The 21,348-nt window shown below is 28.3% G+C and carries 22 protein-coding genes and 1 CRISPR repeat array; of the genes, 11 read left to right on the top strand and 11 right to left on the bottom strand.

The annotated features are described in order from the left end of the window. The 11 genes from AVBRAN9334_RS07170 to AVBRAN9334_RS07120 form a co-directional block, all read left to right on the top strand. The coding region (locus tag AVBRAN9334_RS07170; RefSeq protein ID WP_336607402.1) for a phage head morphogenesis protein at positions 1 to 859 on the top strand (859 nt) is incomplete at its 5' end. Between the two features lie 872 nt (positions 860 to 1,731). Next, positions 1,732 to 2,727 (top strand): phage head morphogenesis protein, encoded by a 996-nt coding sequence (locus tag AVBRAN9334_RS07165; protein ID WP_336607401.1) that lies wholly within the window; start codon positions 1,732 to 1,734, stop codon positions 2,725 to 2,727. Between the two features lie 446 nt (positions 2,728 to 3,173). Continuing rightward, a CRISPR array of direct repeats spans positions 3,174 to 3,499; the repeat unit is 38 nt; unit sequence TGTTTCAAACCGTGTTGTGATAGAATTAGGTTTGCAAT. 443 nt (positions 3,500 to 3,942) lie between these two features. After that, positions 3,943 to 8,922 (top strand): hypothetical protein, encoded by a 4,980-nt coding sequence (locus AVBRAN9334_RS07160; protein ID WP_336607400.1) that lies wholly within the window; start codon positions 3,943 to 3,945, stop codon positions 8,920 to 8,922. Beyond that, on the top strand, positions 8,916 to 9,872 hold the full coding sequence (gene cas1 / locus AVBRAN9334_RS07155; RefSeq protein ID WP_336607399.1) for a CRISPR-associated endonuclease Cas1: 957 nt from the start codon (positions 8,916 to 8,918) through the stop codon (positions 9,870 to 9,872). The genes AVBRAN9334_RS07160 and cas1 overlap by 7 nt, the downstream gene beginning before the upstream one ends. A gap of 2 nt (positions 9,873 to 9,874) precedes the next feature. After that, positions 9,875 to 10,141 carry a CRISPR-associated endonuclease Cas2 gene (cas2, locus tag AVBRAN9334_RS07150; RefSeq protein ID WP_336607398.1) on the top strand — a complete coding sequence of 89 codons (267 nt, stop codon included), beginning with the start codon at positions 9,875 to 9,877 and terminating at the stop codon, positions 10,139 to 10,141. Between the two features lie 214 nt (positions 10,142 to 10,355). Beyond that, complete coding sequence (locus AVBRAN9334_RS07145) at positions 10,356 to 11,297, top strand: methionine ABC transporter ATP-binding protein (RefSeq protein ID WP_336607397.1); 942 nt, start codon at positions 10,356 to 10,358, stop codon at positions 11,295 to 11,297. Beyond that, positions 11,287 to 11,952, top strand: coding sequence for an ABC transporter permease subunit (locus AVBRAN9334_RS07140; RefSeq protein WP_336607396.1), 666 nt, complete (start codon positions 11,287 to 11,289; stop codon positions 11,950 to 11,952). Before AVBRAN9334_RS07145 ends, AVBRAN9334_RS07140 begins: the two co-directional genes overlap by 11 nt. Before the next feature lie 9 nt (positions 11,953 to 11,961). Then, the gene (locus AVBRAN9334_RS07135; protein ID WP_336607395.1) at positions 11,962 to 12,528 is read left to right on the top strand and encodes a MetQ/NlpA family ABC transporter substrate-binding protein; all 567 of its coding nucleotides are present in this window, start codon (positions 11,962 to 11,964) and stop codon (positions 12,526 to 12,528) included. Between the two features lie 681 nt (positions 12,529 to 13,209). Further along, entirely contained in the window at positions 13,210 to 13,836 is a 627-nt protein-coding gene (locus tag AVBRAN9334_RS07130; protein ID WP_336607394.1) for a S24 family peptidase, read from the top strand. 112 nt (positions 13,837 to 13,948) lie between these two features. Further along, entirely contained in the window at positions 13,949 to 14,746 is a 798-nt protein-coding gene (locus AVBRAN9334_RS07125; RefSeq protein ID WP_336607393.1) for a DNA adenine methylase, read from the top strand. A 67-nt stretch (positions 14,747 to 14,813) separates the two neighbouring features. Further along, positions 14,814 to 15,332, top strand: coding sequence for a hypothetical protein (locus AVBRAN9334_RS07120; RefSeq protein WP_336607392.1), 519 nt, complete (start codon positions 14,814 to 14,816; stop codon positions 15,330 to 15,332). Between the two features lie 13 nt (positions 15,333 to 15,345). Here the strand turns inward: AVBRAN9334_RS07120 and AVBRAN9334_RS07115 are convergent, their stop codons facing one another. The 11 genes from AVBRAN9334_RS07115 to AVBRAN9334_RS07065 are packed head-to-tail and all read right to left on the bottom strand — an operon-like array spanning position 15,346 to position 21,346. Further along, positions 15,346 to 15,744: a hypothetical protein gene (locus tag AVBRAN9334_RS07115; RefSeq protein WP_336607391.1), complete on the bottom strand. Its 399-nt coding sequence runs from the start codon at positions 15,742 to 15,744 to the stop codon at positions 15,346 to 15,348. Between the two features lie 57 nt (positions 15,745 to 15,801). Then, positions 15,802 to 16,647 carry a DNA cytosine methyltransferase gene (locus tag AVBRAN9334_RS07110; protein WP_336607390.1) on the bottom strand — a complete coding sequence of 282 codons (846 nt, stop codon included), beginning with the start codon at positions 16,645 to 16,647 and terminating at the stop codon, positions 15,802 to 15,804. Further along, complete coding sequence (locus AVBRAN9334_RS07105) at positions 16,644 to 16,784, bottom strand: hypothetical protein (RefSeq protein ID WP_336607389.1); 141 nt, start codon at positions 16,782 to 16,784, stop codon at positions 16,644 to 16,646. Before AVBRAN9334_RS07105 ends, AVBRAN9334_RS07110 begins: the two co-directional genes overlap by 4 nt. Before the next feature lie 14 nt (positions 16,785 to 16,798). Further along, entirely contained in the window at positions 16,799 to 17,017 is a 219-nt protein-coding gene (locus AVBRAN9334_RS07100; RefSeq protein ID WP_336607388.1) for a hypothetical protein, read from the bottom strand. Positions 17,018 to 17,031: 14 nt separating this feature from the next. Then, positions 17,032 to 17,541, bottom strand: a complete 510-nt coding sequence (locus tag AVBRAN9334_RS07095; RefSeq protein WP_336607387.1) for a phage major tail tube protein — start codon at positions 17,539 to 17,541, stop codon at positions 17,032 to 17,034. A 9-nt stretch (positions 17,542 to 17,550) separates the two neighbouring features. Beyond that, a complete protein-coding gene (locus AVBRAN9334_RS07090) occupies positions 17,551 to 18,660 on the bottom strand; it encodes a phage tail sheath family protein (protein ID WP_336607386.1) in 1,110 nt (369 codons plus the stop codon). Then, positions 18,660 to 19,031: a DUF1353 domain-containing protein gene (locus AVBRAN9334_RS07085; RefSeq protein WP_336607385.1), complete on the bottom strand. Its 372-nt coding sequence runs from the start codon at positions 19,029 to 19,031 to the stop codon at positions 18,660 to 18,662. The genes AVBRAN9334_RS07090 and AVBRAN9334_RS07085 overlap by 1 nt, the downstream gene beginning before the upstream one ends. Further along, a complete protein-coding gene (locus AVBRAN9334_RS07080) occupies positions 19,031 to 19,570 on the bottom strand; it encodes a DUF4376 domain-containing protein (protein ID WP_336607384.1) in 540 nt (179 codons plus the stop codon). Before AVBRAN9334_RS07080 ends, AVBRAN9334_RS07085 begins: the two co-directional genes overlap by 1 nt. Before the next feature lie 14 nt (positions 19,571 to 19,584). Next, the gene (locus AVBRAN9334_RS07075; protein ID WP_336607383.1) at positions 19,585 to 20,043 is read right to left on the bottom strand and encodes a phage tail protein; all 459 of its coding nucleotides are present in this window, start codon (positions 20,041 to 20,043) and stop codon (positions 19,585 to 19,587) included. Further along, the gene (locus tag AVBRAN9334_RS07070) at positions 20,021 to 20,845 is read right to left on the bottom strand and encodes a phage tail-collar fiber domain-containing protein (RefSeq protein WP_336607382.1); all 825 of its coding nucleotides are present in this window, start codon (positions 20,843 to 20,845) and stop codon (positions 20,021 to 20,023) included. Before AVBRAN9334_RS07070 ends, AVBRAN9334_RS07075 begins: the two co-directional genes overlap by 23 nt. A 9-nt stretch (positions 20,846 to 20,854) precedes the next feature. Then, positions 20,855 to 21,346, bottom strand: coding sequence for a gp53-like domain-containing protein (locus tag AVBRAN9334_RS07065; protein WP_336607381.1), 492 nt, complete (start codon positions 21,344 to 21,346; stop codon positions 20,855 to 20,857). Between the last annotated feature and the right edge of the window lie 2 nt (positions 21,347 to 21,348).

The following is a 21,348-nucleotide window of genomic DNA, read 5'->3' as shown; positions in this document are numbered from 1 at the left end:
TGGTATTCACGATGCATTACTTAAGGCTCAAAAAGATGGCGTAGGATTTAATGAATTTAAAAAGGGTTTAAAAGCTACTTTAAGTGATAAAGACTGGTACGGACAAAAAGACATTGTAAATCCACTCACAGGCGAAGTAAGAGTAATAAATATAAACTCAACAAGACTTAAAACAATCTATACAACAAATATGCAAAGATCTTATAATCTAAGCCGTGCAAAAGTGATGATGAACTACACTTATAAAACATATTGGCTTTACAAATCAGCAAAGCTTAGCACAAGTAGAAGTAGTCATTCTAAAATGAATAATGTTGCAATCCATAAAGATGATGCTTGGTGGCTGATAAATTACCCACCAAACGACTATAATTGCAAATGTTATGTAATACCAATCAGTGAAAAAGAAGCAAGAAAATATAAAATAATGATAAATCCACCAAATATAGCATACGAGCAATTTGCGTATGATAAAAGGATTGGTGTAAGTAATAATGTAAACCTTGAGCTAAGCTCTAGTCTTGATAAATTACCAAAAAATCCAAGCTATGAAAATCTTAGCGATGAAGAGGCTTTAAATAAAGTTTATGAAAGATTTAATGCTAAAAAAGGAGAATTATTAGTTGATAAGATAGGCGATGTAATAAGACTTGATGATATATTTTTTATGGATAAAAAGAAAAATGCTCCAAAAATCAAAAAAAGAAATCGTCATTTATACATTGATTATTTCCCAAAGCTAATAAATGACCCTGATGAGATTAGACTAAGTCAAGAATTAGACCCTAGATTTGATAAGTCAGTCATCAAAAAAACATATATAAAATGGTTTTATGATGATAATATAAAAAAGCTTTAGTAATGGTAGTAAATCAAAAAGGCGATGTGATAAATAATAAAACTATGTTTTTAAGTGAGAATGAAGAATATTTCAAAGAATTAAACATAGGTAAAGTGATTTATAAAAAAAGATAGAGATGGCTTAGTTATTTAAGAAGTTGAGCCCCGAGTTTTCACTTGGTTACGCCAAGCTATTATGTGCCATCTATACAGGTTGCCTAAATAACATTAACTATCTTTTTTTATAACTACTAGCGGCTCAGTAATGAGATAAAGAGGACTCGCCGCATTTGTCTTTGGTCTCATACTTGATAGTAGTTATTGTGATATTTTAGTGGATTTTGCATTACTTGTCAAATTTATAAGAAGTAAGAACGGAGGGTTGAGTGTTTCATAGCCAATGACCCGTCACCCCATAACGATGATACCACAAACACATAACATTTCTTGTATGGCATTTTAATTCATTTAAACTTATTTGTCAAATCAAATTTTAGCAATAAGCTTAGCCTTCATTTGTGTAAATTTATTATCTAAACTTACCATTAAAAGTTCTTTAAATTATCTTTAAGATGATTTTTTAAAAGGTCTTTTGTTTTTTCTTTTATCTCACTTACTGAGATTGTGTTAAAATCTTCGTATATTGTCATAAAACAAATTCATAACATAATGAATTAGCTACAGAAATCCATGCATGCTTAGTAGAGATACTGTTGTAATTGATACAGAAGAATAAAACACACTTATTCAACCAATCTAAGTCCTTTAGACGCAATTAAATACTTTGATGATAAATTACCTAAAGATTATGATTTAGATAAACTTCGCTTTAGTGCATATAATCGCACATTCTTAATAAGTGGGATAAATGAAATTGAAACACTTAAAAGAATGCATAGCATACTTAAAAAAGCTTATTTAAATGGCACAAGCTTTAAAGATTGTGTAGAAGAGCTTAAAAACGCTAGTGGCTTACATAAAAATCATTTAAGAGTTGTTTTTAATCAAAACCTAAGACAAGTATATAGCTTTGCAAGATATGAAAAACAACTAATTAGCGATAAGCCTTACTTAAGATATGTGGCAATTATGGATAATAGAGTAAGAGATAGTCATAAAGCCTTTCACGGGCTTATTTTACCTAAGGAGCATTCTTTTTGGCGTAACAATTACCCGCCTAATGGCTGGGGTTGTAGGTGTAAAACACAGGTTTTAAGCCTTGATGAAGCTAAAGCACTTGGCTATAAAGAAAACGAAAAAGATAAAAGAAGCTCATTAAATGCTGCTGTGCGTGGATTTGATAATAACCCTATTGAGCCTAATAATGCTTTATTTAAAGTATTAGAAGAAAAGGTAAAAAGTGTAGATGAAACTATAAGAAAACAAGCTCGTAGGATTATGAATAATGCTTATTCTGATTATATGAAAAGAGAGAATTTATATAAAAAAATAAAGACTTCTTATGATGAATATAAGCCTAAATATGAAGCTTTTGTAAAGCAAAAGATGAAGCAAATGGGTATCACAAAACTAGATGATAAGACAAGTAAAAAGATAAATGACGCTTTTAGGGAAAAAATAAGCAAAATCACTAAAAATTTAAAAGACAGAGAACATGCCTTTATAGAAGTAGCTAAATTAAATGGAGCTAGTGTATTTATAGATAAATACCAAATAGCAACACATTTAAAACATAAAGATATTATACCATTAGACTATACGCTAATAGAAAGAATTATTAAAGAGGGTAGTATAGACGAAAAAGAAAGCAAAACAAGGGGTAAAACTATCATTCATAGTATTTTAGGTAGGAGATATAAACTTGTTTTAAGACCTGATAAAGATAGGTATTTAGTAGATAGTCTGATATTTAATAGTTCAGATTAATGGTCGGGCGAGGTAAAGCTAACTAACGCAAGGTTGATTAGACCTTTTAAAGCTTTAACAAATCCCCTACTTTTGTTACAAGCCCTCTTTCTAATTGTGTTAATCACGCACAAAGTTAAGGGCATTATAAATAAACAATATTAAGGAGAACTTAATGGAGATGAAATTTGGCTTAGGGCTAAAGTTAGCCTTAGGTGGATTTGATAAGCTAAAAACACAGCAAGAAAGATTAGAAAAACTTGGCAAATTGCAAAGTTAAGCACCGATAAGATGGACAAGCTAACAAAAAGCATAAATAAGCTTAATAATTTAGATATAAAAGCAGGTCTTGCAAAAAAGCATTAATAACAATTTTGGTAATAATAGGTTTTTATTTTTCTATTTAAATTTTATTAGAATTGGGCTTATAATAAAAAATTACGATAAGTTTTTTATTTTTGTTTTTAAGTTTCAAACCGTGTTGTGGTAGAATTAGGTTTGCAATACATTTAGTAGGCGATGCTGTAGATTTTGTAATTAGTTTCAAACCGTATTGTGGTAGAATTAGGTTTGCAATCTCATTATCTCATCTAGTGCTTTTTGCATTTGTTGTTTCAAACCGTGTTGTGATAGAATTAGGTTTGCAATTTGATAAAAAAACAGCCACTACGCATATTTTATTAGTGTTTCAAACCGTGTTGTGATAGAATTAGGTTTGCAATCTATCGGACTTGTAATAAGTGCTATTGCTGGAATGTTTCAAACCGTGTTGTGATAGAATTAGGTTTGCAATAGCAAGGAAAACTTGCTTATATATCAAGTATTTGAGAGTTTTTAAAAAGTAGTGATTTTTCCACTTTTAAAATTCTTTCAAATTTTAGCACTTTAGTGGAAAAATTAAACCTGTGTTTAGTTTGTATCACTAAAATTAAAAAGCAAATCTAATTCTATCACAACGAGCGTTTGAAATCATAATTAGGTAGAAATACCGAAAAGTTAGTAAAAAATCAAGCTCTAGCATCTTTGCTTTTGCAAAGCTCTGTAACCTTGATAGGGAGAGATGGTGCTCTCCCATTTTCATATATTATCTAAAATATTATTTGTTGCTTTTGTATATTATATATTTTTAAACCACTTGTGGTAGATTGTAAATAATTTAATACTTAACAATTATTATTTTAATTTATATTTATATTATCCTTATATAATATAAATAAATTATATAAAGGAGTAATGATGTATGATAAACAAATTCTTTCTTTAAATCTTGATGCAGGTGCTAAATATTATGGATTTTATGGGGTTGGTATAGGTGCAAAGGGGCTTTTTAATCCTGTTACAGGAGAACTAAATAAGTCACTTTCTTCAACTTTTGTAGTAGATAAAATAAATTTTAAAGTTGATGAAAGAACTACTAAAAGACACACAAGAAGAAACCATAATAGAAAATATTTTGTAGTAAGAGCCTTTAAAGAGTTAGCTTCATATATATTTAACGAAGATTTTAAAACTTTAGATGAGTATATCCAAATTCGTATTTTAGAATTATTTTATGGGCTTTTTAAACATCGTGGGTTTAACTATGTAAATACTCCAAATATAGATAACATAAATGAAGAAAATCAAGAAAAATTAATCGAAACTATCTTTATCGGTGCTAAAAATAAAAAAGATATAGATGATGTTATAAATAGTCAAATAGACAAAGCTTTAGATGATAAAGATTATGATATTTTACAAGATTTAAAAGAGCAAAAAAGGTTAGTTGTAAAAGCAAATTTGCAAAAACAAGAAGATGGTTTTGATAGCAAACAATTGCAAAACTATATAGACTCGGTTATAAAAGAGCTTGAAAATACCAATAATAAGCACAGAAAAAGATATCAAAATGATATAAAGGATTTATTAAATCGTTTTGAGAATATTCAAGGCAATGTTGATAAACTAAATTTGAAAAACATTAAAAAAGAATTCAAAACAGGATTTTCAGAAATTAAAAATCTTTATGATTTTTTAAATATTTCTAAAGATGAGCTTTATAATATCATTTGCAATCTTTCAAATCTTCAAACTAGAGTGTTTAGGCAGTATTTTAATGGTAAATCAAACGCTATTTATGATGATAAAAAGTTATATAAAGCGATAAAAGATAATATAAATTATATCCCATATAAAAGTGATGATGAGTTAAAAAACAAAAAATATATGTTAGAGCTTTTAGGCGAAAAATATCAAAATGGCAAAGCTTTCGATTTTTTAAAAACTTGTGATCCTACAAGAAGTATCACCCCTTATGAGAGTTTAGTTAATAAGCAAGGTCAAATTTGCAATGCCTTAATGCTGAAAAAAGAAGCTTTAGAACAAAATAATCTAGAAAATATATTTGAAACCATTTTAAATGATGAGATTTTTAGTGGTCTAAAAAGCGATAAAGAACAAAAAATAGAGATTTTAACACAAAGGTATTTGGATATTTCTAAAGAATATTTACCAAAGGGTAGTTTGCTATATCCAAGGTATTTGCACTTAGGAAAAACTGCTTTAAAACAATTAAAAGATGAATTAAATGATAATGAAATATCAATTTTAAGTATGATAAAAAATGGATTTAAACAACTTGGCTTAAATGATAAAAATTATGAAATTTTGCAAAAATTCGCAAAAGAATACTATAAAGAAATAGAACTTGCTAAAAATGGTATCATTTTAAACGATAAGCTATCTGTTTGTACTTGCAAAACTCCACATAAAACAAATATGATTTTACAAGATTTAAATGCGTTGTTGGGGTATGAATTTTTTAAAGATAAAAATAGTGTTGAAGATTTTAAAGACCATATAAAAAAGCAAAAAATTGAAAAAGATTTAGTAGAAATCAATAAAATTTATCAATCAAATTCAAATAGCTTTTGGTATAAAGCAGAAAAAACTTTAAGCAAAGAAAAGATATTGTTAAGTAATGATGAATTTAGTAAAGTTCAAAAGTATGATGAGATTTTTCAAAAAATCATTAAATATTTTGAGTTAGTAAATGAACTTTATACAAGGCTTCAAACATACGAAATTTATGGAAAATTTAATTTTATTCTACAAATTTATAATACTTTATTGAAGCCTAGAAGTGGTTTTGCAAATTATTGTAAAGAGCATTCAAAAGAAGTTATGTTTAGGCTAAATGGCTCTAAAGTAGCGATTTGCCAAACGCTTAGCAAAAACTCAGCTAGAGAGTTTAATGGTGGGGTTGAAAAATTACTTGATATAGTATCTTATAATATAGTTGAGTATTTATCTAGTAAGGGCATTGATTTTTCTAAATTTGATGAAATTCATATAAATACAGAGCAAAATAAGTTTTTGTTTGAACAAGAGTTAAAAGATATGGTAAAAACAAGTAGAAATTCGGATAGTACAAATAAAAACGATGAAAAGCTTGTATGTGCTTATGAAGGAGTTGAATTTATCAAAGAACAAGGAGAGTATGACCATATAATCCCTAGAAGTTCATCTCGTGGTGAGTTTAACCAGGAAGCAAACTTGATTTTAGTAAGCAGCAATGGAAACCAAAAGAAAAAAGATAATTATAAAAAGCTTGATGATTTAAGTGATGAGTACTTAAAAGGTATTTATGAAGAGATAAATTTAATAATCACTCCTAAAGATGATAAAAAAAGCAAAAAAGTAGAAACTACAAAAAAAGACCTAATAAATGAAAGTAATTTCAAAAAATTTATAAAAAACAATATGCCAAAAATGAGCGAGTATAGGAGCTATCATTCACTAAGTAGATTAGAGCAAATCGCATTTAGACATGCGTTATTTTTAGATGGTGTGAGTAGTTATCAAGATGTGTTTGATAAAGCGTTAGAATTATTGAAAATGTCAAAAGTATCAAGCCTTGTAAATGGCGTGCAAAAGCGTTTTGTAAATCTTTTGCATAAAAAAATTAAAAGAAAAATTATAGAAAAGAATTTAAAAAACATTTTAAATAGCGATGAATTTTTAGATTTTTTACAAAAGATAAAAAAATTTACAAAAACAAGCAATCATTTTCCTAAAAACAAAAGAGAATTTATACTCAACATTATATGCAATGATGAGTATCTAAACGAACTTTTTACAAGACCAAGAAAATGGAGTAAAAACTCTAAAAACCATGAATTTATAAGTGAAGATATAAGAAATAGCCTAATAATTTTATATAGTTATATAAAAAATACTTATTTAAAAATAGGTTTTGAAACAAATAGCATTAGCTCAAAAACAATCAGCGACACTAGAAAAGCATTTACTACTAAATTAATAAACGAAAATCAAAAAGAGCAGTTTGTAAAGCTTAATAAACTTAAAACTCAAGATGAGCTAAGCCATACTATTGATGCTAGTTTGGTGTTTTATCATACATACAAAAAATATGATTTTTTAAGTGATGTGTTTAATGATGATTGTGAAATAATAAGACTTAATTCTAAATCATATGAAGAATTAAAGCCCAAAAATCAAGAAAGCAGAGTTGGACTATTTAAAGAAAGCATATATTCTTTAAGTTTTGATGAAATTTATACCACTAAAAACGAAACCGAATTAGATTTTTTAAGTAGTATTGATATAAGTGATATTAAAAACTATAAGTTTAATCAGCATTCAAAAAATCTAATTGATTTGTCAAAAGATACCACAAGCGTAGTTTTTGCAAAAGTCAAAGGTAAAAAATACTATATTTATAAAGATACGAATGGCAAATTTAAGTATGTAGAAAATGATAAAAAAGTAGATGAGACTAAGCAAATTTTTATAGATACTAATTTAATGCTTGATATTTATTTTGCAAAATTTAAAGCAAAAAATACAGACTTTTTTAAAAATAAAACTTTAGAAAAAGTATTTAAGCAATTATCAGCTTATGGCAGGGAAGAGATAGATAAATTGTTTTTTGATGGTGTTAGGTTTAAAGAGTTTAAAGAAAATGATTTGCCTAATAAAACTTATCAATTTTATGAGACACTTAAAGATAAAGTAAATGAAAATCAAGAATATTTTATCATAAGACAAAATCCAGATGAAATATTATCTGATAGCATTAAAACTCAAATGTTACTTGTTAGTGTTTTAAAAAATAAAAAGCGCGATATTTTTAATGATTTAAGAGAAGAAAACTTAGAAAAATCACTTAAGTTTTTATATCTTAATAAAACGGATAGCGAAGAAGAGATTTTAAATATTATAAAACAAAAATTTTATTCTAAATATGATGATTTATATAATATTTTTAAACTTAGCGAAAAAGAGTTTGATAAAGTTACTAAAGCTGTAGAACTAAAAAGATTTTATATTGTAAATAAAGATAAAAATTTAGATGAAATTAAAAAAGAATTTGCAGTGAAGTATCATAGTAAAGTGAGTTTAAATAAAGACAAATTGTTTAAAACTTATAATGAATTTTTTAATGTTAAAGGTAGGAAACTTAGAGATTTTAAAAAAATGATTTATTCTTTAAAGGTTAAAAATTCATCAAATATGATAATTCGTAGAAATGGTGGCTTTGAGGGTATGTGGACTAATTCATCTAGTGGAGTAAAAGCCTTGCCATATACAAACACAAAGACAAATTCTGTTATATCAGTTCCGTTTTTTAACTTGAATGTTTTACCAAAAGACTTAAAAGATATTTTAGTGGTTATTGATTTTCTTAACAATCACAAACAATTTAAAGCTGGTTTTGCAAAGTATAGGATTTGTGATATAAAAGAAATTAAAAACATAGATGTTATACCTTTTAAAAGTATAGAAATTTTATATCAAGAGAAAACACGCTCAAATATTGTTTTAGAGATTAATAAAATTAATGCAAATATTTTTTTAAAAACAATAAATTGCGATGAAATTAATTTTGATAATATTAATTCCACAAATAAATTAAATTTAATTGTAGATAACAAAATCAACTATGACTTTTTTTATTTGTGTAAAAATATTTTATTTAATAAATCTTTTGGTTTTGGTGGAATTGCTGAAAATGGTAAGAAAAAATCAGAACTTTTTAAATATGAAATTATAAAACACAAAGAAGAGTTAGAAAATTTTGACACTAAAACATATAGAAAAAGAGATGTTTTGGAAAATAGTGAAAATGTGTTAAAAATATCGTTTATCACAAATGGAAATTTTTCAAGCAATGTAAAAAATATAAAAAATATTTACAAAGGTTTAGAGTGCTAAAACATCTCGTAGTGAATTCTTACGGGGTGTATTTGGGGCTAAAATCGGCTAGATTAGTAGTTAAAAAAGATGGAGAGTTAATCAAAGAATATCCACTTAAAAACCTAAAAACCATAAGTATAAAATCTCGTGGTGTAGGACTAAGTAGTGACTTAGCCTATGCTTGTGGAGTGCGTGGGGTTAAGATATTTTTTAATGATTTTAAATCTCATTTAGCTTTACACACTTTACACGAGCATAAAAGCGTAAATGTGATAAAACATCAGATTTTAAGCGAACAAAACGGCAAAGATCTAGCCTTAGCAAAAGAGCTAATCATAGGTAAAATCAAAAACCAACGCTCCACGATTTTATACTTTTCAAGGTATTTGCAAGATGATTTGCTAAAACAAAAAACCACCGAGCAATTAAAAACATTTATTAACGAGCTAAAAACTTATAAAATGACAAAAGATAGCATTTTTGGCATTGAAGGAAGTGCGGCAAAAGTTTATTTTGATTATCTTAGACAAACAAGGCTTTTAGGAGATGAGTTTGTAAATCGCATGGGCAGATATGCAGATGATAATGTAAATAAAGCCCTAAATTACGGCTACGCAATACTTTTAAACATAATTTATAAAAGCGTGATAAACGCAGGGTTAAACCCATATTTTGGAGTGCTTCATAGCTTAAGAAGTGCTAAGCCATCGTTAGTTTTGGACATTATGGAAGAGTATAGAAGTTTTTTAGTTGATAGAAATATCATCAAGCTAAGGCATCAGCTAAAGGGCGATTTTAATGAGTGTAAAAAGCTAATTTCAAATGAGATTTTTAACTCACTTGCTAAAAAGTTGCCATATAATCACTCTAAACTAAGTCTTGAAAGCATCATACAAAGACAAGTTTATAAGCTTAGTGGGTTTTTGTGCGGTGCGAATAATTATCATTCTTATGTGTTTAGGTGGTGAGCGTGTATATTGTAAGCTACGATATAGAAGATAACAAATCACGAACAAAACTTTTTGAAGAGCTAAAGGATTTAGGACTTTTAAATATCCAAAAATCAGTCTTTTATGGAGAGCTTAGCAAAAGCGAGATAAAGGTGGTAAAAGAGCTTTTTAAAAAGCTTTGTGATGATGGGGATAAGGCGTTTTTGTGTAGGTGTGAGATAGATTTAGACGATACGCACGGTTATAAAAAGGCCGATTTAGAGCAACTTAGTTTTGATAGTATTTAGTAAATTTCGTATGTTTAGCTTAGATATGTTTAAGCTTAAATGTTGTTTGTTTATAAAATTTTATTGCTTAGTATAAATTTCGTATGTTTGAGTAAAACGATGAAAAAAAATAAAGAATTTAAAATAGTGATTAGGGAAAATGAGTAAATCTCATATTTATTGTTTGCTGTTATAATTTGTTTTGTTATGCATACAAATTGGCGTAAGGAAATCAATGATAGTTGTAAAAAACTTAAATAAATTTTACAATAATAATAAAATTTTAAACAATATATCCTTTAAAATAAATGATGGTAAAATCTGTGCAATTTTAGGCAAAAGTGGCTCAGGAAAATCTACATTACTATCTTGTATAAATGGCTTAGAAAAATTTCAAAGTGGTGAAATTTATATAGATAATCAATTAATCAATACTTTAGATGAAAAAGCACTAAGAATAGCTAGAAAAAATATAGGTATGATATTTCAAAATTATATTTTAATATCAAGAAAAAATGTTTATGATAATATTGCTTTACCTATGCAGTGTTGGGGATATGATAAAAATATAATTGATTTAAAAGTAAAATCACTTGCAAAACTAGTAGGGCTTTTTGATAAACTTTATGTAAAACCTAATGAATTAAGTGGTGGGCAAAAACAAAGAGTAGCAATAGCAAGGGCTTTATCGTTAGAGCCTAAGTATTTATTATGTGATGAATGTACATCAGCACTTGATGAAGGCACTACTGAATCAATATTAAAACTATTAAAAGAATTAAATGAAAAACTAAATATAACAATAATTATAGTAACTCACGAAATGAATGTGGTAAGGGCAATTTGTGATGAAATTTATTATATAAAAAATGGCGAGATATCTAATCTATTTAGTGCCAGTGAATTTTTCTTAAATGATGATTTTAGGCTTAATAAATCAGGTTTAGAGTTTAGTTTATATATAAAAAATTATGAAAAGTATACGCAAATATTTTATGATTTATCAAAAATTTTAAATAATCCTTATGAAATTATAAGTACTAATTATCATCATTTTAATAATACTTCTACTATGCAAATTAATATTTCAATAAATGAGATTGATAAAAATACTTTTTTAGATTTATTAAAAAGTCTAGATATTACTTATAAACAAAAGGATGATAATGTTTGGTGATACAAGATTATTTGAATATATGAATATATTAATTATTCCATCAATTTTAGTAACTTTAAAAATGATATTTTTTTCATTTGTTTTTTCAGTTTTTTTTGGATTTTTACTTGGAATTTTAATGTTTATCACTAAACCAGATGGTTTAAAGCCCAATAAAATTATATTTTTCTTAGCAGAAAAATTTACTGATTTAATAAGATCATTTCCCACCCTTATTTTAATGGTGGCAATTACTCCTATAACAAAATTTTTTATAGGCACTTCAATTGGTGTAAATGCAGCTATTTTTACAATTACATTAGCGTGTACTCCTTTTGCAGCTAGAATGACTTTAAATTCGTTTAATACCATTGATAAGGATTTAATAAAAGTAGCAAAATCTTTTGGTGCTACAAATTTACAAATTATTTTTAAGGTTTTATTAGTTGAATCCTTACCGACTTTAATTTCTAACTACACAATAATGCTTGTAAATATGCTAAATATGAGTGCTATGGCAGGAGCTATTGGTGCTGGTGGTTTAGGAGCAGTTGCACTTGCTTATGGTTATCAACAATATGATGAGATGATAATGTATTTTATAGTTTTTATTTTGATAATTATAGTTTTTTTAATAGAAAAAATAAGCAAAATTATTTATTACAAACTTAAATAAGGAGAAAAAATGAGAATATTTAAAGGTATTTTGTTGCTTTTGGCATTTTTGCTAATAGCTTGTTCAAATGAAGATAAAAAAGTCATAAAAGTCGGTGGAACTGTGATTTCAAAAGTAACTTATGATGCTATTAAGCCTGTTTTTGAAAGTAAAGGCTATAAAAGTGAATTTATTTTACTTGATGCAAATCCAGTTTGCCTTGAGGCTTGTAATAGTGAAGAAGTTGATATTTCATTAGGTCAGCATAAAAAATTTATAGAAAATTATAATACTAGTAAGGGTGGAGATTTAGTGATGGTTAAGCCTTATGGTTATTATACGGGTATAGGGCTTTATTCTTTAAAATATAAAAATATTGAAGAAATTCCACAAAATGCAAGAATTGCAATAATGAACGATGCTATGAATATGCAAATTGCACTTAGAATTTTAGAAAATATAGGGCTTATAAAATTAAATGAAAATGTAAAAAATCCTACAATTATTGATATTGTACAAAATCCTAAAAATATACAAATAATAGATTTTGTAAGGGGTATATGTATATGTTACACACAAAATGTGGCGAATTTTTAAAAAAATAATTGATTATAAAAGTTGCTTAAAGCTTTATATAATAGGATTTTAAAGAGCTTTTACAATCGTAAAAACTAATGCACAAAACCACGCACATGTAACATATATAATTTCTCTCTGACTTCACAAAACGCACAAAATTGAATTTATATTGCAAAGCCCATGAATTAGCATTGTTACGATTTTGAATGTGGTTTAAGTTTTCAAAAATAATATTAAAATAAACTTAAAAAAATACACTTGGCAAAAACTCATTGCAACTCTAATGCAACGCAGTTTCAAGTTATTTTTTAAATAAAATTAAATTGATAAAATAAACTTAAAATAATCTTAATAATGCGTTTAAGAAAACTTCGCATATTTTGATAATATTTATTAAGTTAAAATTAAAATTTAAATTAAACTTATATATTTTTAACAAAAATAATGTAAAAATGATAGTGTTAAATTATATGATTTTTAATTAAAGGAGTTTTGATGAGTAGTAAAATAAAATGAATGATTTTAATAATTTTAATTCAGTATAATTATTTTACAATCAAAGAATGCCAAAGCTTCAAAAAAATAAATCAAATAAAAGATATTTAAAAGCCCTTTAAAAAGCTTTTAAAATAAAAGCTTTTCTTTTATTTTGCAATATTTATGCTTAAATTCTTTATATATAAAATATAAGGATTAAGTATGGAAGAAATCATTGAAAAACTAAAAGATATATTATCAAGCGAAGGTTTAACAAACATAAAAGCAAAAGACATAGCAAATGCTCTTAAAATCCACCCTGACACTTTTAATTCAATGAAGTTTAGAAACGCTATACCTTATAAACAAATTCTCAATTTCTTACACGAGCGAAATATAAACATCAATTACTTTTTTTATGGCACATCGCCTAAAAATACTTTAGAATGCGAAAGCACATATCGTATCCTAAAGCTATACAAAACTAATGCTTCACTTGGCGGTGGTGGATACAACGAATATTTAGAGAGTGAAGATATTATCATAGATGATAAATTACTAAGCCGTTTTAAAGCTAAAAAATGTGATTTGATTACCTGTTATGGTGACAGCATGGAGCCAGTTATCAAAAGTAATTCTATATTATTATGTGATAAGCAAAAAGCGTATAAAAACTCAAACATCTATGCTGTAAATACCATTGATGGACTTTTTGTAAAGCAAGTTTTTATGCAAGATGATGGCTGTATCTTACGCTCCATAAACACAGCTTATAATGATGTATTTTATTCGCATGGAGAGTATATGATAATAGGCGAAATCATTGCAGAAATTAGAAGTTTAAGATAAAATATTATAATATAGTGAGGATTAAACCTCACCATCCTTAAAAACTAGCGACAACATTTTAATCAAACTTTTAAAAACTAGCTAAAAAAATTTTATTTTAAAAGGAGATAGCATGAGTAAATGCTTAAATTCCTTAAAAACTAGCACTTTAAAAGCACCTTTTGCATGGATTGGTGGCAAGAGCAAACTTGCTAAAGAGATTATTGCTTTAATGCCAAAGCATAAAACTTACATTGAAGTTTTTGGCGGGGCATTATCTGTGTTTTATCAAAAACAACCATCAAAGGTTGAGGTAGTAAATGATATAAATGATGATTTGATTAATCTGCATTTGTGTATCAAAAATAGACCTCAGAGTTTAACGCTATGTTTATCATCAATGCTAGTGAGTCGTAAGATATTTGAAATGATAAAAAACAAAAATCTAAAACCTAGAAACGACATAGAAAAAGCAGCCTTTTATTACTATCTAATAAGTAATTCATTTGGTGCAAATACAAGCCAATTTGCAATGAGCAAAACAAGAAAGCCAAAAAGGTTGGTAAAAGACTTTAAAGAGTATTCAAAAAGGTTTAAAAATGTAAGCATTGAAAACAAAGACTATGAGTATATTTTAAAGCAATATGATTATGAAGATGCTTTATTTTATCTTGACCCTCCGTATGTGGGAACAGAAGACTACTATAAAAATATAGGTGGATTTGACATAAACGAGCATAAGAGACTATGTGAGTTGCTAAAAGGAATTAAAGGCAAGTTTATACTTTCTTATAATGATTGTTCTTTAATTAGAGAGCTTTACAAAGATTTTAATATAAAGCAAACAAGCGTAAGCTATTCTTTAAATAGTGCAGTTGCTAGAAAAGAAAGTAAAGAGTTGATTATTATGAATTATAAAAATAAAGCATAATAAAATAACCTTTTTATATAAAGCTAATACGCTAAAATAACAAGAACTTTAAAGCAAAGGAGAGCTTATGAAAAAATTATTGTCATTATGCATATTAGCTTTAGCTTGCGGTGCGGTGGGGATTTATGATACTGAGCCCACACTAAATTACACTCAAGCAAGATTATATGATGAGTGCATTAAAGAAAACAATGCTAAATCTTGTGAGAATTATTTGGATTATAAAAAATATGATAGTAGTGATTATTTAAAATTAAAAGAGAGTGCTGAAGTAGCTTTTAAAGGTTGCGATGAGTTACAAAGTGCTAAGTCTTGTTTGGTTTTGGCTAAATTTTATTCTAAGTATTCTCCAAAAAATAAAATTATTTTTAGTGATGAAAAAAAAGAATTTGATTATTATGTAAAATCTTGTGAATTAAATAATAAATATTGCATTATGGTAGGAAAACATTATAAATTATTATACACTGATACTAAAGATAAAAAAGATAAAAAACAAGCTTTAAAGTATTATAAGCTTTCTTGTGATAGTGGTTATAAATTAGCTTGTGAAAATTATAAAGAATTAGATAGTTGGTGGAAATAATCCACCAACAAGCTTAAAAGCCATAAAGTTTCATAGCTACTTCTGATTTTCTTCCACCAAGCAAGGCAAGTAATGCTCCACGAGTAAAGAAATTTGCCATCATTTGCTTTTTATCATCTGCAAAACTTTTTCTTGTGTCTTCTAATAACATATCTAAATCTCCATCATTTTCAACAAAATGTGAACTTACAACTTGTGTTACTGAATTAAAATTGATAAATCTACTTAAAAAACTAGCTGCTGACATTAATCTTTTGTTTTTTACCATCTTATCCATAATCTCATCAACTAAAAGCACTAACTCATCGCTAATATCGTCAGCTTTATACTCACTTGTATCTATGCCTAACTCTTCTCTTGTGTAAAATGCTTGAATAAACGCTAATGCAACTTCTTTTCTTTCTCTTGTCATAAATTCTCCTTTATATTTATTTTAACTGCTTGCTTTTTATTAAATACATGTTCTTAGCTAAGTCATTTTTACCTCCTTCAATCTTTCATTTTCTTTTATAGCTCTTGCAAAAATACTTACAACTTCAGGCACTACAGCATTACCTAGTGCTTTTATGCGGTCCAGCTCAGCGGATAGCCCATCATTTGTTCGTACTTTTGTGTAAGTATCGCTAAATGCTCTTGTTCGCTCTGGTGCTTTCTTAAAGTCTTTATGGAGATTAAGAGCAAAGTTGATAATCTCTTCTGTTTTTTGTTCTCGTATGCTTTTAACTCCGACTTGCTTCCAAAATGCTGAAGAGACCAGCAATCGCTTGCCAGCGGGGTAGGCAATAATAAACGCTCTTTTTCGCTCGTGCAAGTAGGCACATTCTTTAGCTGATAGTATGAAAGCTTTGTATTCGTATCCACTTTCACGAACTTTTGTATCAAATTCATTAAATAATTCTCCTTTATATAAAAGTTGTGGAACATTTTCAAAAAAAATGTAATCAGGTTTTAATTCTCTTGCAATTCTTAACATTTCATAAAACAACCCACTACGCTCACCTTTAAGCCCAGCTTGACCTCCTGCTACACTTAAGTCCTGGCAAGGAAAACCACCAGTGATTATATCTACCCCCCCCCGTAGCTCATCAAGTGGCAAGGTCTTTACATCATCATATATTTTTGTGTTAGGATAGTTTTTTGCTAAGATTTTTTTGCAAAACGGCTCAATCTCACAAAACGCAATAGTTTTAAAAAATCCATCATTTTTTGTTTTTTGTTCGTTAGGTTTTAAGCTAAAATCATATTCACTAAAGTTTGCACTTAAAAAGCCTAAACTAATACCACCAATCCCACTAAATAAATCTAATATTTTCAATGTATCTGCTCCACTGCATTTTGCACGTTATTAAAATACTTTTTAAAATCATCAAGCACTAAATTCTCTACAACTTCAATGCTTGAATGATAAAACCTACTTACTATGCCAACAAGGGCGTGATAATTCTCACGCATTTTATCACGCCCGCCTATAAGTTTTTTTCCATATACTCATCTACTAGTTTTGTAGCTTTAGCTAAAACTGCAAGTTCTAGCTCATTAACCTCTGCTGGAGAAAGTCCTACAATGCAGCGTTTGCTAAGCTCTAATATGCCCTCTTGAGTAGATATATCAAGTCCTTTTATGTCTTTTATCTTAGGCTTTCTTACTTCAATTTTTAAATCATTTAATTCAATTGCTCCTAACATTTTTACTCCTTTTTTTATAGCTCTAAATTCTTTCTTATTTCACTCATCATATCTACGCCACCAATCACAAAAACGCTATTTAATCTATCATAAACGATTATTGGCTTTCCGTTTTGTCTTAAAGTAAATACATCAGCATATAATTTAAGCGTGATTTCTCTAGTAGCTCCTACACTATCTTCATTAATAGCAAGACTTTCAAACTCTCCTAAAAGCTCCACAGCAAGTGGTAAATCCCCCGTGCCTTGTTTATGAATACTTTCACGCATTGCAAGCGGGATATGTGTTTTATTATTATTTGCTGCAAAATCAGTATAAACACCAAAATCAAGTTCATTTAATTTGAAAGTGATTTCAAGTGCTTCATAAATGCCACTACCAACTTTACCCTTTAATGCCCCATTATGCTCTACCATAACTTGAGTTATATCAGGTATTTTAAAATTAGGGCAAACTCCTAAAAATTCTCTACCACCAACAAACACATTTAAATCACTTATAATGTCAGGTATTTTTCTTTTCATTTAAACTCCTTACGCACTTAACATACTCATAAGCTCATCGCCAAACTTATCTGTATAGATAAAATCAAGCGTTAGTTGCTTTACGATTGGATTATTTTGCATTCTTACATCTAAATAAAACTTACCAGCAGTAATTGTTGCTTTTGTATTTTTTGCACTCCAGCTTAGCTCATATCCTAGTAAGACTTTTGCACCTTTCAGACCTCGCAAAAGTTCTTCTACGCTTTGCTTAGCAAAATAAAGCTCATCAGCCTTTCTATCTATCGCAAAAAATACACCTTTTTGGCACGCTTCACTAATGCGGTCAAATATTCTAACTCTTGCTAGGTCTTGCCAAATCGTATCTACATCACTTGTTTCACCGCCCCAAGTACGAAAGCCTTGCTCACGAATAATTGTGCTAATATGAGCGTTTCTTAGTTCATCAGCTTCGCAAGACTCGCCCATTTCATAATAAATATCGCCTTTAGTTCCAGCAATGCCAAGCATTATGCGGTTACTATAACTATCAGAGTAACCAAATTCGCTTTCTCCGTCAGTCTTAGCTATCATTCCAGCTATTCTTGCACTTTGTGGCGTGTATTCATAGCTATTTAGCTCATCACTCCAAGTCTTTACAAATGGATAAGCTGCAATTAAACGCTTAGAGCCAAACTCTCTCATCTTAGCTATCGCATCCACACTACTTTCAGCTGCTAAATCGATAATAGCAGTTGCTTTAAGAGCAGTTGCTACGCTTTCAAGCTCACTTTTTATAGCATCTTCTCCACTTAAAATTGGTGCGATAAGTAAATTTGGTCTATAATCAAACTTAGCTTTAGCTTGTTTAAACAAGCTTATAGCTGCTTTAGCGTTTGTGATAGTATTTATCTCATCATCTTCATATACGCTTAAGATGATTTGAGTTTTAACTGCTTGTTCATCTATAGCTAATAAATCTTTTTTAATAGTGCCATTTCCACACTTGCTCAACGCATCATCAATACTCATAAAAAAATGTAAGCCTACATCAAGTGTGTTGCTAGTACCAACAAGCCCAATCGGTGTGTTGCTTTGAACACTAATTGGACGAGCAGCTTCAGCACTAATGGTTACATTTACACCAAAATTTGCACTCATTATTTCCTCCTTAAAAATTTATATTTCATAAAATGATAGGTCTTACAAGATAAGTAAAATAGACCACTTTTAAACTTATCAACGCCTAGTTCTTTTAACGCAATAAAAAATATATTGTCAGCTAAAATAAAGTCTTCATAGTTTTTATCGTTTTGATATGCTTTATCGCATAAAAAATCATGCACCACCACAGCACTTAGATACTCTGGGCTATTTGGTGGGTAGATAGACCAAAACACTCTTGGAATATTTGCCCCGTTTGTTTGATAACCTTTATTAATTTCAACTTTAGCAAATCCACATTCGTAACAATATGGCTCTGCTAATTCGTATTTATCTTTATCAAAAGGTTTTATTACTACTCTTTGCATTAGTTAAACTCCAAATTAATTACATCTAAGCTTTCTTTATTTTCAGCATTTCTAATTTGTTCTTTGTAAGTCCAGTATTTAGTTGTGATTATTTGTAATCTTTGTGCTATTAATAAAGATAGATTTTTTAAATCATCTAAGCCAAAAATATTAAGATAGTTATCACTACTTTTCCAAACAAAATTATCAGGCACTGCACCAACTGAGCTAAAAATAACTAAACTTTGAGTTAGCAATTCTTTAGCTTTACTATCTGCTTGATAAAACTTATCTTTATATAAAATATCAGCATTCTCAGCTGATGATTTTAAACTTTCTAGCTCGTTTAATTTAAGCTCTTTCAACTCATCTATGCTTAGCTCTTTTTCTTTATAAATTAAACGCAATTCATTCGTTACATAATTAGCATTTATACTTAAAGCTTGTGAGTGTTCTTTTTCGCTTATTGTAAAATTTGGTTCAGGTATAAAATCACTTATCTCATCATCATAATAAGCTTTAATTTCTCTTGTATTTTCATCATAATTTACATAAATCATTGTTTCTCCTTTTTTTAATTTACTTGTATTGCATAATTCATTGACATATTGATTGGTCGGTTTTCATTAGCAGTCGGAACAACTTTTGAAGCAGAAAAACGATAAATAGCATTATCCCTATCTGTTCCTGAACCATGACCGAAAACTCCTTTTGTTCTATCTATATAAAAAGCCCCATCAAATTCATAAAAGCTTTCTAAATTACTTATACTTTCTAATGCTCCAGAAAAGCTACCTGTAATATTCCTAATCGCATCACTTTGTGATACACCTAATGCTGCAGCATTACCGCCAACGCAACGAACAAAACGACCACGCAAATCAGGTATCTTAAACTTAAGTTTGTCAGCACTTTCTCCGTAAGTAATACCTATCACTTTAAATAATTGTGGGTAAGCTGTTTTTAGTAATTCACGACCATCGCAAACTATAAAGTTACTAGGAACACTATTACTTGCAAACATACAAATCATGCCAATCCCCCCCCAAGTGCATATTCATAGCATTTTTAAGATTTGTAACTTCAAGTTTTAAATTATCAATCATTGTTTTTAGATTAAGTGTTTCTATTAAAGACTTTGCATTTTGTGTTTCTTGCGATTTATCAACTTCAGCTTTTGTGTAGGTTGTAGTTTTATCAGCTTTAGCATTATTTAAAGCATTATACTTGTCTGTATCTTTTTTATCAATCTCAGCTTTTGTATAAGTTTCTGTTTTAGTATAGTAATTATTCAAAGCTGCTTTATCAGCTTTATTATTTTCAAGTGCTGATATTTTATTATCTTGTAAGCCTTGTGATTTTTTAAACTCATCTTTTATTAAAAGCAATTCAGTATTTACATACTCACGACTTGCTAAAACTACACTTTCATCTATGCTTAATACAACATTTGAAGCATTGCCTACTTGCAAATATAATTTTATGTGTAAATCAGTTGCTAAATTTTCACTTAGCAATGGCTTATAAGTTGAGTTAATTTTTGCTAATGCAAATAATTCTCCTTTTGTTGTATAAACGCCTAAAGTTTCTATATAAAAACCACCGATGTTGGCTGGAATGAGAGTTTCAATTACAATAGTATTAGCATTATTTGTATCTTGCATATTGCTTGTAATGTCTTGAGTATGTTTAATACTTGCTAAGACATTCATATTTTCATTAATAGAACCTGAGTAATCGCTAAAGCGTATTTCTTTTAATGCTACTTGAGTATTAGTGCTTAAAGCTTTTGCTAAAAGCTCTTGACCTTTCTTTGTGATTAATGTTTCATACATTATTGCTCCTTAATAACCAATCGCAAAAATTGAACCTATAACATTTGAATTAGTGGCATATTTATTCCAATAAGTCTTATGAATTTCAACTTGTGTATTTGTATAATTTGTAATATGTAATATAGAGCCATAACCACCACCAATACTACTACCTGAATCTGTTTTATCTTTTGAATTTGCAATAACGCTTAAAACTTTATTTGGAAAAGCTATAGGAAATTTTATTACTTCAGTTGATACTTTTGTATTGTTCGCATTTATCCATTGCAAAATTAGTCCGTTAGGCAATTTTGTATAACCATTGTCTACAAAAGATTTTTGATTTAGGTGCATATTCATAGCATTTTTAATAGCTGTAAAATCAGTAATATTAAGCTTAGCATTAAGCTTGTTATCTACTACTTGCTTATCATAAACACTAGCTAGTAGCTTACTTTGAGCATCTAGCATTGCTCTTTGATTAGTGATTAATTCACTTAAACTTCTTTGTATTTCTTCCATTT

The organism is Campylobacter sp. RM9334 (genome assembly GCF_020138145.1).
GTDB lineage: Bacteria > Campylobacterota > Campylobacteria > Campylobacterales > Campylobacteraceae > Campylobacter_E.
Note: the sequence above shows the minus strand (reverse complement) of the source record. Positions and strands in the feature narration are given on the sequence as shown.